Raw genomic sequence first — 16556 nt, 5'->3', positions numbered from 1 at the left:
GGCGCATATTGCGCCGTTTTGTTTGATTTTCTCGTGTACTAAAAATTATTGACGTTTTTTCAATTCATCACGAATTTCACGTAATAATTCAATATCTTCTGGAGTTGCTGCTGGTTCTGGCGCTGCTTCTTCTTGTTTACGGCGCATACGATTAATCATTTTCACCATTAAGAACACCACCCATGCCAAAATAATGAAGTTAATTAAAATCGTAAGGAAGTTACCATAGGTCAGGACATTTACACCTGCTTTGGTTAACTCATCTAAAGACTGTAAATTGTTTGGGTTATCGCCCAAAACAAAGAACTTTTGTGTGAAATCCACACCACCGCCAGTGATCACAGTAATCAATGGCATGATGATATCTTTCACTAATGAGTCAACAATTTTACCAAATGCCCCACCAATAATCACACCGACAGCCAAGTCGATCATATTGCCTTTTACCGCAAATTCGCGGAACTCTTGAATAATACTCATTTAAATCTCCAGTTTTTTTTGACTTTAATTTATGTGACGAAGTATACATTAACTTTATAGCTTCATTTCCACGTAATTTACTTGGGAATCATCTGCTTTTATATATTGGTTTGCTAATTTAAACAAAAAAATGCCATCAATAAATTGATGGCATTTTTAAATTTTGCTGCCCCGCATGAGGACAACATCATTTTTAAAACTTATTTACCAGAACGGTTACGTTTACGTTCGTTTTCAGTCAACCAGCGTTTACGGATACGGATTGACTTAGGTGTTACTTCAACTAATTCATCATCTTCAATAAATTCAAGCGCTTGTTCAAGCGTGAATTCAATTGCAGGTACCAATGTCAACGCATCATCAGTACCAGAAGCACGTACGTTAGTTAACTGTTTCGCTTTAGTTGGGTTAACTGTCATGTCGTCTGAACGAGAGTTAATCCCTACGATCATACCTTCGTAAACTTCTAACTGAGGTTTAGCAAATAGACGACCACGGTCCTGCAATGTGAACAATGCATAGCCAAGGCAAGTACCTTGAACCATAGAAATCAACACACCGTTTTGACGTTTCGCAACTTGACCTGCTTTCATTGGGCCATAGTGTGAGAAGCTTGACGTCATGATACCCGTACCAGAAGTCATGGTCATGAATTCAGAACGGAAACCAATTAAACCACGTGAAGGCACAGTGGCTTCAATACGGATACGACCTTTACCGTCTACTTCCATATTGGTCATCTCACCTTTACGGTTACCCATTTGTTCCATCACAGCGCCTTGGTGCTGTTCTTCTACGTCAAAAGTCACGTTTTCGTATGGTTCTTGCATTTCGCCATCGATCTCTTTCAAGATCACTTGTGGACGAGATACACCCATCTCGAAGCCTTCACGACGCATGTTTTCAATCAATACTGAAAGGTGAAGTTCACCACGACCTGATACTTTGAAACGGTCAGGACTGTCAGTGTCTTCTACACGAAGTGCAACGTTATGAATCAATTCACGGTCAAGACGTTCACGGATGTTACGTGAAGTCACAAACTTACCTTCTTTACCCGCAAAAGGTGAGTTGTTAACTTGGAAAGTCATCGATACGGTTGGTTCGTCTACAGAAAGCGGCGGTAAAGCTTCTACATTTTTCGGATCACAAATCGTGTCAGAAATATGTAATTCGTCCATGCCTGTTACACAAACGATGTCACCTGCAGATGCAGATTCGATGTCGATACGCTCTAAACCGTGGTAACCCATGATTTTTAAGATACGACCGTTACGTGTTTTGCCTTCTTGGTCAATCACGGTTACAGGTGTATTCAATTTCACAGAACCACGTTGAATACGACCGACACCAATCACACCCACGAAACTATTATAGTCAAGTGAAGAGACTTGCATTTGGAATGGACCATCAACATCAACTGCTGGTGGCTCGACGATATCTACAATTGTTTGGAATAACGGCGTCATATCTTCCGCTAATTCGTCTGGCGCAGGACCAGCAACACCACGTAAGCCTGATGCATATACGATTGGGAAGTCTAATTGGTCATCGGTTGCACCCAAGTTATCAAACAAGTCAAATACTTGATCAATAACCCAGTCTGGACGCGCGTTTGGCTTGTCTACTTTGTTGATGATCACGATTGGCTTCAAACCACGTGCGAACGCTTTTTGCGTTACGAAACGTGTTTGTGGCATTGGGCCTTCTTGTGAGTCAACCAAAAGAAGTACGCAATCCACCATCGACATTACACGTTCAACTTCGCCACCGAAGTCGGCGTGTCCCGGGGTGTCCACAATGTTAATGCGGTATTCAGTATCAGTACGTTTGTCTAACCATTTGATTGCAGTGTTTTTTGCAAGAATGGTAATACCACGTTCACTTTCAATAGCGCCTGAATCCATGACACGCTCAATCTCGCCCGCTCGTTCACCGAGTGCGCCCGATTGTTGTAAAAGTTTATCCACAAGAGTTGTTTTTCCGTGGTCAACGTGCGCAATAATTGCGATGTTGCGGAGAGTTTTAATATCAGACATTTAAATTCAATACGCTATAAATTTGAGGGCAAATTATACAGAAAAATACTAAAGTTTTATAGTGACACTTTATTGACACACACAATTTTTTTTGATGAGTGGCGTGCTTTGGGTTTTGTAATGCTGTGTAACTCGATTAGAATAGCGCCACTTTTGCAATTTTTTATGACTCATGTCTGATTTAAACCACTCTCCCCACCCAAAAGACCAGCTCGATTTGGTCTATGGTCTGAATGACCGTCCAAAACCATTCATCGCTTTTTTAGCAGCTTTTCAGCATTTACTGGCAATTATTGTTCCAATTGTCACACCAGGTCTCTTAATTTGCTTGGCTTTAGGTGTTTCCAAACAAGATACCAACATGATCTTGTCAATGTCTTTGGTCATTTCAGGCATTGCAACCTTTTTACAATGTAAAAAAGTCGGCCCTTTTGGTGCAGGTTTGCTCATTGTGCAAGGCACCAGTTTTAACTTTATTGGCCCAATCATTGGTATTGGCTCTGCTATGGTCGCCGCAGGCACACCTGTTGAATCGGTCATGGCGGCAATTTTTGGCGTGGTCATTGCAGGTTCGTTTATTGAAATGGGCGTATCGCAAATTTTACCGTGGGTCAAAAAGCTGATTACCCCATTGGTCACTGGTATTGTGGTACTTCTCATTGGTTTGACCTTAATTAAAGAAGGTTTAATCAGTATGGGCGGTGGCTACCAAGCCATGAGCAATAATACCTTTGCCAATACCGACAACCTGATTATGTCGTGTACCGTCTTGGCAATTATTATTATTTTGAACCGCATCAATATCACGTGGATTAAAAGCTCTGCCATTTTAATTGCCTTGGTGATTGGTTATGCAATGGCAGGCATGATGGGTCATCTCGACTTTTCAGGTCTGAAAGATGCCCCTCTGGTACAAGTGCCGACTCCGATGCATTTTGGACTGGATTTCTCTTGGAGCTTATTCATTCCATTGGCATTTATTTATTTGGTGACGTCATTAGAAGCCATTGGTGATATTACCGCGACCTCTAAACTCTCCAATCAACCTGTCGATGGCCCACAATGGATACAACGCATTAAAGGCGGTGTATTGGTAAATGGCGCTAACTCATTCTTGGCAGGGATTTTCAACACCTTTCCAAGTTCGGTATTTGCCCAAAATAATGGCGTGATTCAACTTACAGGTGTTGCTAGCCGTTATGTCGGCATTTGGATTGCTGCCCTACTCATCATTTTAGGTTTACTTCCTGCAGTTGCAGGTGTGATTCAGGCTGTGCCTCAAGCCGTACTAGGTGGTGCTGTGATGGTGATGTTTGGTGCCGTTGCCGCTTCGGGAATCAATATTCTTTCAGGTGTCGCTTTAGATCGTCGTGCCTTACTGATTATTGCAATTTCATTGGGCTTAGGCTTAGGTGTTGCACAAGTGCCACAAATTCTGGAACACTTACCTGAATTATTCCGTAATATTTTCAGTTCAGGCGTTGCAACAGGCGGTATTGCAGCACTCATTTTAAATATTGTGCTTCCTGAAACTAAAAAGTAATTGCATGTCCAAAAAACACTGTCTGAGCTGAACTTAGACAGTGTTTTTCTATTGGAGAGAGAACCATGAACCCCCAAAGCGAAGTTTTACTCAGACAATACGACTATTTGTCTGGTCGCGTTCTACTGATCAATGCCCCGACCGATCAACTCCTCGCAGAATTGGGTGACTCAATCCAAGCTTCTGTTTGGACATGGAATTTTAACGACTATCAATACTTTCAAAATCAACAGGCGCAAGTGCATTTTGGTGCAGAATTGCCTGTCGGTGAATTTGATCAGGCTGTTATTTTTGTACCGAAATCTAAGGAACTGCTCAATTACCTGATTCACACCATTGCCGCACAACTCCCACAAGGCAGCAGCGTATTTTTAGTCGGTGAAAAGAAAGCAGGAATTGAACGGGCTGCAAAGCAATTACAACCTTATGGCAAAACACTCAAACTAGATAGCGCCCGCCACTGCCAACTATGGCAGCTGATTTTAGACTGCAAGGTTCAAACTAAAACCTTAGCAGATTGGGCGAAAAACTATACAGTTGCTACACCTAAAGGTGATTTACAAATTAGTGCCTTGCCGGGTGTATTTAGCCAAAAACACTTGGATGTTGGCACGGCTGTATTATTGCCTTATTTGAATCAGGTTACTGCTGGAAAAATTGCAGATTTTGGCTGTGGCGCGGGTGTGATCAGTGCTTACTTAGCCAAACTTAACCCTGAAAATCGTATTTTTGCTTTAGATGTCGATGCCTTTGCTTTAGCGTCAACGCTAATGACGTTTGAAAAAAATCAGCTCAATCCACAACAACTTGAAATTAAAGCCGTGACAGGCGTTGAAGATGCACCGCTATTTTTGCATGCCATCGTGAGTAATCCCCCGTTCCACCAAGGCATTCAAACACATTACGATGCCAGTGAAAACCTGTGTAAAACTTCACGTCGTCATCTGAAATCGGGTGGTGAACTTTGGATTGTGGCCAATCGCTTTTTGAATTATCCACTCTTAATTGAACAAAGTTTCGGTCAATGCACAATCAAGGCAGATCAACAAGGCTTTAAAGTGCTGTTTGCCAGCACGCAGAAAAATACAAAGGAAGTAGGATGAGCGACTCACACAACAGTAGAAAACTGCAGCGTAAGCTCGGTGCGCGTCATTTAAACATGATCGCCATTGGTGGCTCAATTGGTACAGGTTTATTCCTTGCTTCAGGTGCGACCATTGCCAATGCAGGTCCTGGTGGCGCCTTGCTTGCGTATGCCCTAATTGGCGTCATGATTTATTTTTTGATGACCAGTCTAGGCGAACTTGCAACGCATAATCCAACTTCAGGCGCGTTCTTTACCTATGGCAGTAAATATGTCGAAGGTGGTTTCGGTTTTGCACTAGGTTGGAACTATTGGTACAACTGGGCTATTACCGTGGCATTTGAATTGGTGGCTGTACAATTCATTATGAAATTCTGGTTTCCCGATATTCCTGGCTTCTATTGGAGCGCCTTATTTCTAGCGGTTGTATTTGGTATTAATGCCTTAACCGTCAAAGGTTTTGGGGAATCTGAGTTTTTCTTCTCACTGGTCAAAGTCCTTGCAATTGTAGTGTTCATCATTATTGGTCTATTCATGATTATCAAAATCATGCTGACTCCAGATGTTGCTACTTTTGCCAATTGGAGCAAAGGCGAAGCTCCATTTGTAGGTGGATTATCCGCCTTAATTGGGGTAGCAATGATTGCTGGATTCTCATTTCAAGGTACAGAAATGGTGGGGGTTGCAGCGGGTGAATCTAAAAATCCTAAGAAAACCATTCCTATTGCAATCAAACAAATCTTCTGGCGTATTTTGTTGTTTTATATCGTGTGTATTTTCATTATTGGCACGTTAATCGCCTATGATGACCCACGTTTACTTCAAGCAGCCGCCACCGATAACATTGCACTCTCTCCGTTTACTTTATTGTATGAACAGGCAGGCTTTGCCTTTGCCGCAAGTGTCATGAATGCAGTAATTTTAACTGCGATTCTTTCTGCCGGTAACTCGGGTATGTATTCATCGACCCGTATGCTATTTGATATGGCACGTAAAGGCAGTGCTCCAAAAGCTTTTGCCCGCTTGGATGCTCGTGGCGTCCCAATGAATGCACTGTATGCCACAACAGCAATCGCTGCACTATGTTTTTTAACAACATTTATTGGCGAAAAACAAGTATTTAACTGGCTTCTGAATATGTCAGGCATGTGTGGTTTTATCGTTTGGCTCGGAATTGCTGTATCGCATTATCGCTTCCGTAAAGGCTATTTGGCACAAGGCTACAAACTTGAAGATTTAGATTACCGCGCTAAATTTTTTCCTTTTGCGCCATGGTTTGCCTTTATTTTGTGTGCAATTGTCGTGTTAGGGCAAAACTACCAAGCTGTACTTGAAGGTGAATGGCTCGCTGTTTTATCGACTTATATTGGTATTCTTTTGTTTTTGGTCATTTGGTTAGGCTATAAATGGAAACACAAAACTAAACTGATTGCATATCAGGAGATGGATGTGAAACCACTACACCCTGATCATGACTAAAAAAGTTCTTCTTCTATTTCACTTCATTTAAGAAGCTAAGGTTCAAAAAAACAGCCAACATTTGGCTATTTTTTTAGGGTAAATTTAAACCAAATTCGATTTACAACATATTTTGTTATCATTATTACGGCGAGAGATCACGCCACAGACTGCTCAATGTTGATTTTATAATCGCTAAACAACGACTTGATCGACTGATAGACATCGAGTACATATATCTTATTTTAAAATTTTGATCTGCGACGACGCTTTGGAGTTTTTTAATGAATTGACGATAAACTCGCTATAAAAATTCGACTAAGTTTACGAGTCAACAAACCGAAATATTAAGCACCATCAGCCTCTACTTTATTTACTCATTATTCTAATAATCATACTTTTACAATATTTTTTAAACGTATTGAATGTAAATTATTTCAGGCACTCTTTAATCCAAACACCTCATAAAAAAAGAAGTATAAAAAAACGACTCCGAAGAGTCGTTTTTTCAACTTAACTCAAATTATTGAGCTTGTTGTTCAACAGTCACTGTACGGCTGCCAGTGATCGTCGCGAATACACGACGGTTCATAGCACGACCTTCTTTAGTGTTGTTGTCAGCAATCGGTTGATCCCAAGCGAAACCTTGAGTAGACAAACGAGCTGGATCTACATTGTATTCATTTACAAGTGAAGATTTAACAGAGTTCGCACGAGCTAAAGATAAACGTTCGTTCAATGCACGTGGACCAGTGTTGTCAGTGTGACCTTCGATGCGAGCAGTAGCGTTTGGATATTCAACTAACTTCTCAGCAACTTTAGCAATTTCTGGCTTGTACTGATCTTTGATGTTTGATTTGTTGGTATCAAAGAACACACGAAGTTCCATGTTCAGGTCTTCAGTCAACTCTTGTGGAGCTGGTTGAACTGGAGCAACGGTTTCAACTGGGGCAACTTCTACTACAGGAGCAGCTGGCTTCAAGTGACCACCAAGAACTACGTTAAGACCAGCTAAAGCTGTGTAGTTCCAGAATTGCTCATCAAAGTGGTAAGTACCACGTGCTTCAGTACGAAGAGATAAAGCATCGTTCAAACGGAAGAACGCACCCACACCTGCATTACCTAAAGTACCTTCTTCACCATCACGGATATAACCGACACCATTAGCACCTTCTACGTCATATTTATAGTGACCAGCACCTAAAAGTACGTATGGCTTGATTTTGCTGTCATAATTTTTAGTGATTAGATCAGAAGTCGCATAGAAGTTACCTGCGATATTTTGACCCTTGTATTCACCACCGTTACTCACATCACCTTTGATTTGGCTATATTCAGCTTCAAAACCTAACCAAGGAGTAAGCTCAACACCAAGTGCTGCACCAACGAACAAGTCATCATCAAGTTCTGCGCCACTTGTTAAACTACCATCATTACCACCATTGTTATGCTGTGTATCAAACATAGTATAACCAAGCATTAATGGGGTAACAGTTACGCCCGCGTTTGCAGCAGCTAAAGGAGCAGCTACGAGCATTGCTAATGCAATACGACTCATTTTCATGGATTTATCCTCCAGAGATAACAATTGTTGTTCAAGCTCAAGCCTAAATTTTCGACTACCCTGAGATAGGCTTTCTTATACCCCAGTATTATTTTTAAGCTAGTCACTTTGAATCATACAAACACTTTTTTACTTTTCCAAGTGCTTGATAATTTTAATCAAGTAAATTATTGACAAAATTACTTACAATTTCCGTTGTAATTCGGTAAATTTTTACTCAATTATTTGGTGCGAATAGCCTATCTTTCTTGCGGTTTATTCTAACACTTTCACGAAAAGTTGTTTAGTAATTATTATACAACACATAAAGTGCTATAAAACAACAAATTACTCAAATTAATCATAAAAAAACATAACAATAACAGGTATAGACTTATGTCGAATATAAGCAAAAATGGCTTCACGCTGTTTGAATTGATCATCACGTTAGCGATTAGTGCGATTTTAATCATGGTTGCCCTGCCCTATTTTCATCAGCTGATGGCACAACAAGAACTCAAACGAATTCAGTACTCATTGCTGTCTAGCCTAAAAATAGCACGCTCCCATGCCTTCACCCATCATAGTAATGTTGTGATCTGTCCAACACATGACTTTAGCCAATGCAGTAAGCAAAACTGGAATACGGGTTTTATGATTTTTATTGATCGAAATAAAAATCGTCAGATAGACAACAATGAATACATTCTTTATACAGAAAAAACTGCACTTAAATACGGAACCTTGGATTGGCGTGGAACTTTAAACATACCCAGCGTTACTTTTAATGCACAACAAGGTTTGCCGATTGGCTCGAATGGTAGTTTCTTTTACTGCTCCACTCACGTTGTAAGTAAACGCTTGGTGCTCAGTAAAATGGGGCAAACTCGAGCTGAAGACATCAATGGATGTTAACTTAGCAGTCTAAATGATCTTTATATTGTCACTTTATTCTCATCTTTTTTTGCCTATACTGCAGAAGTGATCTATTCCTGCTTGGAATTAAATCTAGACAAAAGCACATATAAAAATTGGGAGAATAAAATGACGGATATCGTTATTGTAAATGGTGCACGCACGGCGATGGGTGGCTTTCAAGGTAGTTTAGCCAATATGACTGCACCAGAATTAGGTGCGGCAAGTATCCAAGCGGCCATTCAACGTGCGGGGGTACAAGCAACAGAAATCGATGAAGTCATTATGGGCTGCGTCCTACCTGCGGGCTTAAAGCAAGGCCCTGCCCGTCAGGCGATGCGTCAAGCAGGCTTACCAGATTCTACAGGTGCGGTCACCATTAATAAACTCTGTGGTTCTGGTATGAAAGCTGTCATGCAAGCTGCCGATGCAATCAAAGCAGGTTCTGCCTCAATCATTGTCGCTGGTGGTATGGAGTCAATGAGTAATGCACCTTATGTACTGACCAAAGCACGTGCTGGGTACCGTATGGGACATGGTGATGTGAAAGACCACATGTTCTTAGACGGCCTTGAAGATGCTGAAACAGGTCGTTTGATGGGCTCATTCGCACAAGATATGGCCAATAGCAAAGGTTACACACGCCAACAAATGGATGACTTTGCGATTCGCTCTCTTAAACGTGCGCAAACTGCCGTAAATGAAGGCTATTTTGCCGATGAAATTGTGCCTGTACATGTTTCAACACGTAAAGGTGACGTGGTTGTCGATAAAGACGAACAACCGTTTAATGCCAATATTGAAAAAATCCCAACCCTTCGTCCAGCTTTTGCCAAAGATGGCACAATTACCGCAGCCAATGCCAGCTCAATTTCAGATGGTGCTTCAGCCTTAGTCCTAACGTCTGCAGAAAATGCAGCAAATAAAGGTTTACAACCATTAGCAAAAATTGTGGCTTATGCCACCAATTCACAACACCCATCTGAGTTCACCATCGCCCCTGTTGCTGCGATTCAAAAAGTATTGGATAAAGCGGGTTGGCAAGTTGCAGATGTAGATTTATGGGAAATTAATGAAGCTTTTGCCATGGTCACCATGTGCCCAATGGATGAGTTCAAGCTTGATCCTGAAAAAGTGAATATCAACGGTGGTGCATGTGCACTTGGGCATCCTGTGGGTTCTACAGGTTCACGTATTATCCTGACTTTAATTCATGCGCTTAAACGCACAGGTGGCAAACGTGGCGTTGCTGCTCTCTGTATTGGTGGTGGTGAAGCAACTGCAGTTGCGATTGAATTGCTTTAATGCCTTGAAGCCCTATTTGTAAAACGGAATTAGGGCAGATGGGATACAGTCATTCCCTAACCCTTCTTTATTCAAAAAGCAAAAAGACGAATCATTGATTCGTCTTTTTGCTTATAGCTTTAAAAAGTTTAGAGCAATTCTGCACGCAACTGTTCAGGCGATTTCATTGACAATAAACCTGGCGCAACATCATAAGCAGTTTTTGCACCATATTGCTGCATTTGGTTTAAACGATAGCAAGCACGTGCATAAGCCACCAAAATACTCGCGGTAAACTCAGGATTGCTGTCTAACTTCAGTGAGAATTCAAGCACTTGTTTTTGTTCATCGCTGGTATTACCACTGCGAATGACAAAACCACCATGTGGCATGCGTTGGTGATCTTTGGCTAAAGTCGCTTCATCAATGAAATTTACGGTTGTGTTGTAGTCAGCGAAATAATCTGGCATGGTCACAATCGCTTGCTCTACCGCAGCAGCATCGGCACCTTCTGCAAGTACGACATAACATTCACGAGTATGTTTATCTTTGGTGCTTAATACAGGACGCGCACCGCTACGCACTTGTTCAATGGCATCATTCGATGGAATGGTATATTGCACACCTGCTTTTACACCATCAACACGACGAATGGCATCTGAGTGACCCTGACTTAAACCTTTACCCCAAAAAGTATAGGTTTCACCATCTGGTAACAACGCTTCACCAAATAAACGATTAATCGAGAACATGCCTGGATCCCAACCAATTGAGATGAGTGCAGTTTTCTTGTTCGCTGTCGCAGGTGCATCTACAGATGCATAATATTCAGGAATACGTGCATGCGTATCGAAACTATCGACAATATTAAATTGGCTTGCCAATACTGGACCTTGTTGTGGCAAGTCGTCTTTTGAACCACCACATAAAATCAGCACATCAATTTTGTCTTGAAAATCTGACAATGAATCCATATGAAACACTGCTGTTTCAGCAAAACATGGTGAAACGCTTTCAGGCGCACGACGGGTAAAAATACCCACCAATTGTAAATCTGGGTTTTTATGAATCGCCGTTTCAACACCACGACCTAAGTTGCCATAACCAGCAATACCAATACGGATAGAATTTTGCATAAAGACAAATCACTTCATCATGAAAAAATTGAAAAATAAATCAGAGGATAATCACATCAAATTATCGTCTTGATTGATTTTTGATAATGTAAAAATAACGCCTACATAAGACTGCGATGCTACATCAGCGTGCTTATACTACAGCACTTTGCGGTAAATTAAATCATTAAGAAGTGCGATAAAACAAGCCGTTTGATCATTTTAAGGCAAACAAAAAGCCTGCACATGGCAGGCTGTTTGTAAATGTGTGAACCGCGATATTTCGATAAAATCTATCTACATTTCGATGAAATCCATCATCAATATATTACGCACCTGTTTGATAATTTGGTTTTGGCACTGCGGTAGAAGCTTGATAAGGATGGGTAAAGTCCGCCAAACCTGCTGCAGCTTCTTGCACATCTTTACCTTCTTTAATCACGAAAGTATCGAAACCTGCACGCTTCATATAATTTAAGACGTCTTTAAAGACATCACCGACTGCGCGAAGTTCACCCTGAAAGCCTTGACGGCGTAACAATGCCGCAAAAGAATAACCACGGCCATCGTTAAAACCTGAAAATTCAATAAAAATTGCATCCAGTTCTGCCAATGGAAATTCATGGTTTTCAGGCGAAGCATCTACCGTTAAATATAGGGCTTTTTTACCTGAAATTTGTGCCAACTGATCAAGCTGTTCAACGCTGAGCACCACATCACCTTGCGGTAATGCTGCATCTTCAGCAATCACTTGATAAGTATTGTCTGCAATCGTGCCATCTTTTGCGAGCACAGGTAGTGCAGTATTAAGCATAAGCGCGCTCCTTAAATGGTTGAATGCCGACACGGCGATAAGTGTCGATGAAGTCTTCACCTTCACTACGCAAATCTAAGTAGGTATTTAAAATTTCTTCCACCACATCAGGAATCACTTCAGCAGCAAAAGATGGCCCTAAAATATCACCGATTGACGCATCATGGTCTGCATGCCCGCCCAAAGTGATTTGGTAGAATTCCGCGCCTTTTTTATCGACACCTAAAATCCCGATATTACCAACGTGGTGATGACCACAAGCGTTCATACAACCTGAAATATTTAAATCCAGTTTGCCAAGATTATAAATGGTATCCAAATCATCAAAACGGCGTGAAATGGCTTCTGAAATTGGAATAGATTTGGCATTGGCAAGTGAACAGAAATCACCACCCGGACAGCAAATAATATCGGTAATAAAGCCAATATGCGCGCGCGCCAAGTTATTGGCATCGAGCACTTGCCACAATGCAAACAGGTCTTTTTGTGGCACATCTACCAAAGCAATATTTTGCTCATGCGTGGTACGCAACTCACCAAAGGTATATTGATCGGCTAAATCTGCAATCAGATTCATTTCTTCTGTCGTCATGTCACCCGGTGCAACACCTGCACGTTTCAATGAAATGGTGACAATACGATAGCCTTGTACTTTGTGCGCATTGGTGTTGATGTTGAACCATTGCTTGAATTTTGGATACTGCGCAAACAGCTCGCTAAAATCTTCATCGGCATAGTTTTGATAAGCAAATGGCGTGAAATTTTCATCCATTTTTTGCAAAGTTTCTGCATCAATTTTTAAGGTTTTCACCGTATGTGCAAATTCAGCTTCAACTTTTTCTGCAAATACTGCTGGAGTTAAGGCTTTTACCAAAATTTTGATACGTGCTTTATATTTATTGTCGCGACGACCATGCAAGTTATAAACACGTAAAATAGCTTCTAAGTAAGCAATCAAATCTTCACGTGGCAAGAACTCACGAATAAAGCTACCGATAATTGGAGTACGACCTAAGCCGCCACCTACTTTAATTTTATAGCCAATTTCGCCTGCTTCATTTTTAACAATATAGACGCCAATGTCATGAAATGCAGTCGCAGCACGGTCAATTTCTTCCAGTGCAGACACCGCAATTTTGAATTTACGTGGCAAGAAGGCAAATTCAGGGTGGAAAGTCGACCACTGACGAATTAATTCACAGGTTGGACGTGGGTCAGCAATTTCGCCCGCCACGACACCTGCATACTGGTCTGTGGTGGTATTACGAATACAGTTACCCGAAGTCTGAATTGCGTGCATTTGTACGGTTGCAAGCTCTGCCAGCATGTCAGGCACATTTTCCAGTGCAGGCCAGTTAAACTGAATATTTTGACGTGTTGATACGTGCGCATAGCCACGGTCATAGTCTTTGGCAAGCTGCGCAACTTTACGCAATTGCTTAGAGTTCATCAGACCGTAAGGCACCGCAATACGCAACATTGGCGCATAGCGTTGTACATACAAACCATTTTGCAGACGTAATGGACGATATTCGTCTTCAGTCAATTTGCCTGCTAAATAACGTTCCGTTTGGTCACGGAACTGTGCAACACGTTCATTAATCAGTTGCTGATCGAAATCAGTATATAAATACATGGCGTACAGCTAGTCATTTCTATTATCACGGCTGACAGCATAGCGAGATTCAATCTATCAACAAAATGTGTTTTTTACATATTTCTTAGCGATTTTATTGATAAGACATTGCAATGGCACAGCCTGCAAGCCTTTGCCGAAATTTCCAGACCTTTTACATAGCTATCACAAAATAATGCATGCTTTAGCACTTTTTATGCTAAAGCATCTATCTTCGTTTTTATTTCGTGTTTAAGTTGAGTTTCCTACATATTTTTAGCTATTGAGCATGATCACCATTGTCCTACACCTAAAGCCTGCCCAATATAGTCATAGCGCATTTTTGAACGTGAAAATTTAATAGGACAAGCCAACTGAGTTTCGGTTTGTGTGGCATTGCCTTGGATTGGAACATTTACAGTCCAACCACGCTGCTGTGCCAAGGGGGAATGTAAAGCTTCATCTAAAGTTAAAACTGGTTCTACACAAACATCGTGTTGTGCAAAGATATGCTGCCACGTGGCAAAATTTTGCGCTTTAATCTTGGCCTGAATGGCTTGTTTCACTTGTATATGGTCTTGCGGGTCTAAAGATGTGCCTTTTTCGAGCAAAATGGGCAAATCTAAAATTTGTGCCAAGCCTTGCATAAATTGTGGCTCTAAGCTGCCCACCGAAAGATAACGACCATCGGCCGTTTCATAATAGTCATAATAACTGCCTCCATTTAAGTAAGATTGCTCAGCATATTGAGGCAGCTGTGCCGCCAAAACAGCAGAAGCTGCCATATTATTTAATGTGGCAGCACAATCGGTCATCGAAATATCAATATATTGCCCTAAGCCACTGCGCTGACGCTCAATCACCGCACTCAAAATTCCAACCAAAGCATGCAATGAACCACCTGCTACATCGGCCACCTGAATACCTAGCGGTGGCGGCCCGCCTGCTTGACGTCCGCTGTGCCCTGCAATTCCCGCCAAGGCTAAATAATTAATGTCATGCCCTGCCCGATGTTTATAATCGCCCGTTTGCCCATAACCTGTAATGGAACAATAGATCAGTCGTGGATTAATTTTTGCCAAGCTGGCATAGTCCAGCCCTAAACGCTGCATCACACCAGGCCTAAATTGCTCCAATACAATATCGAACTCACCAATTTTGTCCAAAATCAATTGAATGCTGTCTGGCGATTTTAAATCGAGAGTAATGGACTGTTTGTTGCGGTTTAAATAACTGTGTGAAGTGGCCTGTCCATTGGCATAGGGGGGAAACATACGAATTAAGTCAGGCCTTGTCGCAGACTCAATATGAATCACCTCTGCACCCATATCTGCCAAATATAAACTTGCAAATGGGCCAGGCAACAAGGTGGAAAAATCTAAAACTTTTAAACCGTTCAGTGCATGTGTCATTGTTGTGATTACGCCATTTTTTCTGATTTTCCGTTTATCTTATAAACACTAAAACTGTAACACAATGTCATCTTCAGCCATTTACCTTGATCATTTCGGCAATTTATTATGTAAAATAAGTAAAATTGGTATTGTAAATTGCCAATTTCAATTTTTTAGCGTCATTTAGGTCAAGCTTACGTGAATACAAAAGAGACTGAAGGATTTAACATGAGCAGAGATACCATTAGTATCCATTTTGTAAATGCAGCGCTCACGGGTGTTAAGCGACTCGGCATGGATGTCGAAACCTTATTATCTCATGTCGGTATTGAGGCAGAACTTCTGCGCCAACCGAAAGCACGTATTTCACCTGAACAATATACTCGCTTTATTAAAATGTTGTGGATGGTGACCCAAGACGAACACGTGGGTTTTGATTCTCAGCCACGTCGTTTGGGTACATTCGCGATCATGTGCCAATTGGTAATTCACGCCAAAACACTGGGCGATGCCTTAGAACTCTCTTCGCAATTCTACAAACTGTTTGGTGATGATTGGTCGGTTACCTTAGAACGTGATAAACACGAAGCACGTTTGGTACCATCTATTCCACAAGCTATGGATCCTGATCACTTTATTACTGAAAGTATGTTGATGATTTGGCACGGCTTGGCCTCTTGGCTGATTGAACGTCGCCTGCCTTTGGAGCGCGTACATTTTGGCTATCCACGTCCTGCACATGCAGATGAATACGATGCGCTGTTCTTTGCGCCTGTCATGCAATTTGACATGCCACGCACCGAAATTACCTTTGCTGCCGACTACTTGGATTTACCAATTCGTCAAACCCAAGAAACTTTAGACGAATTCTTAAAAACCGCGCCTGCGCAATTGTTGGTGAAATTCAAAAACACCAATTCTTTAACTTCGCGTATTCGTGACGTGTTAAAGAGCCAAATTGGCGAAGAAATGCCAACCTTGAACGATGTTGCATCCATGCTGTACCTATCGCCACAAACCTTGCGTCGTCGTTTGGCAGCAGAAGGCAAAAGCTATCAAGGGGTAAAAGATGCATTACGCCGTGATGCCGCGATTCACCTATTGCTGAATCCTGAACTGACCCTTGAAGATGTCGCACAACAAGTTGGCTTTAGCGAAACCAGTACTTTCCACCGTGCTTTCAAAAAGTGGACTGGCGTCACACCTGGTTTATACCGTCAGTTGCACGGTTATCATTAATTTAGAATCGACAATTCACAATAACTCGTAATT

General features: G+C 41.5%; 13 protein-coding genes. 6 read left to right on the top strand and 7 right to left on the bottom strand.

Translation table 11 applies throughout. The annotated features are described in order from the left end of the window. Window positions 1-45: 45 nt before the first annotated feature. Entirely contained in the window at window positions 46-480 is a 435-nt protein-coding gene (gene mscL, locus AC07E5_RS12860) for a large conductance mechanosensitive channel protein MscL (protein WP_178867335.1), read from the bottom strand. A 200-nt stretch (window positions 481-680) separates the two neighbouring features. Beyond that, on the bottom strand, window positions 681-2519 hold the full coding sequence (gene typA, locus AC07E5_RS12855; RefSeq protein WP_004972424.1) for a translational GTPase TypA: 1839 nt from the start codon (window positions 2517-2519) through the stop codon (window positions 681-683). A 172-nt stretch (window positions 2520-2691) separates the two neighbouring features. Between typA and AC07E5_RS12850 the strand changes: the two genes are divergently transcribed. From AC07E5_RS12850 to AC07E5_RS12840, 3 genes are all read left to right on the top strand, one after another. After that, a complete protein-coding gene (locus AC07E5_RS12850) occupies window positions 2692-4062 on the top strand; it encodes a uracil-xanthine permease family protein (protein ID WP_180072165.1) in 1371 nt (456 codons plus the stop codon). A 65-nt stretch (window positions 4063-4127) separates the two neighbouring features. Then, a complete protein-coding gene (locus AC07E5_RS12845; RefSeq protein ID WP_180038302.1) occupies window positions 4128-5165 on the top strand; it encodes a methyltransferase in 1038 nt (345 codons plus the stop codon). Further along, complete coding sequence (locus tag AC07E5_RS12840) at window positions 5162-6625, top strand: amino acid permease (protein WP_498625598.1); 1464 nt, start codon at window positions 5162-5164, stop codon at window positions 6623-6625. Before AC07E5_RS12845 ends, AC07E5_RS12840 begins: the two co-directional genes overlap by 4 nt. A gap of 502 nt (window positions 6626-7127) precedes the next feature. Here AC07E5_RS12840 and omp38 read toward each other — a convergent pair. Further along, on the bottom strand, window positions 7128-8168 hold the full coding sequence (omp38, locus tag AC07E5_RS12835; RefSeq protein ID WP_004972434.1) for an outer membrane protein Omp38: 1041 nt from the start codon (window positions 8166-8168) through the stop codon (window positions 7128-7130). Between the two features lie 375 nt (window positions 8169-8543). Here omp38 and AC07E5_RS12830 point away from each other — a divergent pair, with 375 nt between their 5' ends. Together AC07E5_RS12830 and AC07E5_RS12825 are read left to right on the top strand one after the other, a co-directional pair. Continuing rightward, on the top strand, window positions 8544-9062 hold the full coding sequence (locus AC07E5_RS12830; RefSeq protein ID WP_498625597.1) for a GspH/FimT family pseudopilin: 519 nt from the start codon (window positions 8544-8546) through the stop codon (window positions 9060-9062). 129 nt (window positions 9063-9191) lie between these two features. Further along, on the top strand, window positions 9192-10367 hold the full coding sequence (locus tag AC07E5_RS12825) for a thiolase family protein (protein ID WP_498625596.1): 1176 nt from the start codon (window positions 9192-9194) through the stop codon (window positions 10365-10367). Window positions 10368-10495: 128 nt separating this feature from the next. Here the strand turns inward: AC07E5_RS12825 and AC07E5_RS12820 are convergent, their stop codons facing one another. From AC07E5_RS12820 to AC07E5_RS12805, 4 genes are all read right to left on the bottom strand, one after another. Further along, entirely contained in the window at window positions 10496-11482 is a 987-nt protein-coding gene (locus AC07E5_RS12820; protein ID WP_004972441.1) for a diaminopimelate dehydrogenase, read from the bottom strand. Window positions 11483-11789: 307 nt separating this feature from the next. Continuing rightward, window positions 11790-12275 carry a DUF934 domain-containing protein gene (locus tag AC07E5_RS12815; RefSeq protein ID WP_004972443.1) on the bottom strand — a complete coding sequence of 162 codons (486 nt, stop codon included), beginning with the start codon at window positions 12273-12275 and terminating at the stop codon, window positions 11790-11792. Then, complete coding sequence (locus AC07E5_RS12810; protein ID WP_004972445.1) at window positions 12268-13911, bottom strand: nitrite/sulfite reductase; 1644 nt, start codon at window positions 13909-13911, stop codon at window positions 12268-12270. The genes AC07E5_RS12815 and AC07E5_RS12810 overlap by 8 nt, the downstream gene beginning before the upstream one ends. Before the next feature lie 272 nt (window positions 13912-14183). Further along, entirely contained in the window at window positions 14184-15302 is a 1119-nt protein-coding gene (locus AC07E5_RS12805) for a CaiB/BaiF CoA transferase family protein (RefSeq protein ID WP_168418876.1), read from the bottom strand. Between the two features lie 210 nt (window positions 15303-15512). On the opposite strand from AC07E5_RS12805, the gene AC07E5_RS12800 reads away from it, so the two are divergent. Further along, the gene (locus AC07E5_RS12800; protein ID WP_004972448.1) at window positions 15513-16523 is read left to right on the top strand and encodes an AraC family transcriptional regulator; all 1011 of its coding nucleotides are present in this window, start codon (window positions 15513-15515) and stop codon (window positions 16521-16523) included. The last annotated feature ends 33 nt before the right edge of the window (window positions 16524-16556 follow it).

The organism is Acinetobacter seohaensis (assembly GCF_056431365.1).
This window is presented reverse-complemented; position numbering and strand designations above follow the sequence as displayed.

Bases quoted from the DNA above. Each gene is read 5' to 3' on its own strand.
- AC07E5_RS12800 (WP_004972448.1), top strand. From the start codon at position 15,513: ATGAGCAGAGATACCATTAGTATCCATTTTGTAAATGCAGCGCTCACG.
- AC07E5_RS12805 (WP_168418876.1), bottom strand. From the start codon at position 15,302: ATGACACATGCACTGAACGGTTTAAAAGTTTTAGATTTTTCCACCTTG.
- AC07E5_RS12825 (WP_498625596.1), top strand. From the start codon at position 9,192: ATGACGGATATCGTTATTGTAAATGGTGCACGCACGGCGATGGGTGGC.
- AC07E5_RS12830 (WP_498625597.1), top strand. From the start codon at position 8,544: ATGTCGAATATAAGCAAAAATGGCTTCACGCTGTTTGAATTGATCATC.
- AC07E5_RS12845 (WP_180038302.1), top strand. From the start codon at position 4,128: ATGAACCCCCAAAGCGAAGTTTTACTCAGACAATACGACTATTTGTCT.
- omp38 (WP_004972434.1), bottom strand. From the start codon at position 8,168: ATGAAAATGAGTCGTATTGCATTAGCAATGCTCGTAGCTGCTCCTTTA.
- typA (WP_004972424.1), bottom strand. From the start codon at position 2,519: ATGTCTGATATTAAAACTCTCCGCAACATCGCAATTATTGCGCACGTT.
- AC07E5_RS12820 (WP_004972441.1), bottom strand. From the start codon at position 11,482: ATGCAAAATTCTATCCGTATTGGTATTGCTGGTTATGGCAACTTAGGT.
- AC07E5_RS12815 (WP_004972443.1), bottom strand. From the start codon at position 12,275: ATGCTTAATACTGCACTACCTGTGCTCGCAAAAGATGGCACGATTGCA.
- AC07E5_RS12850 (WP_180072165.1), top strand. From the start codon at position 2,692: ATGTCTGATTTAAACCACTCTCCCCACCCAAAAGACCAGCTCGATTTG.
- AC07E5_RS12840 (WP_498625598.1), top strand. From the start codon at position 5,162: ATGAGCGACTCACACAACAGTAGAAAACTGCAGCGTAAGCTCGGTGCG.
- mscL (WP_178867335.1), bottom strand. From the start codon at position 480: ATGAGTATTATTCAAGAGTTCCGCGAATTTGCGGTAAAAGGCAATATG.
- AC07E5_RS12810 (WP_004972445.1), bottom strand. From the start codon at position 13,911: ATGTATTTATATACTGATTTCGATCAGCAACTGATTAATGAACGTGTT.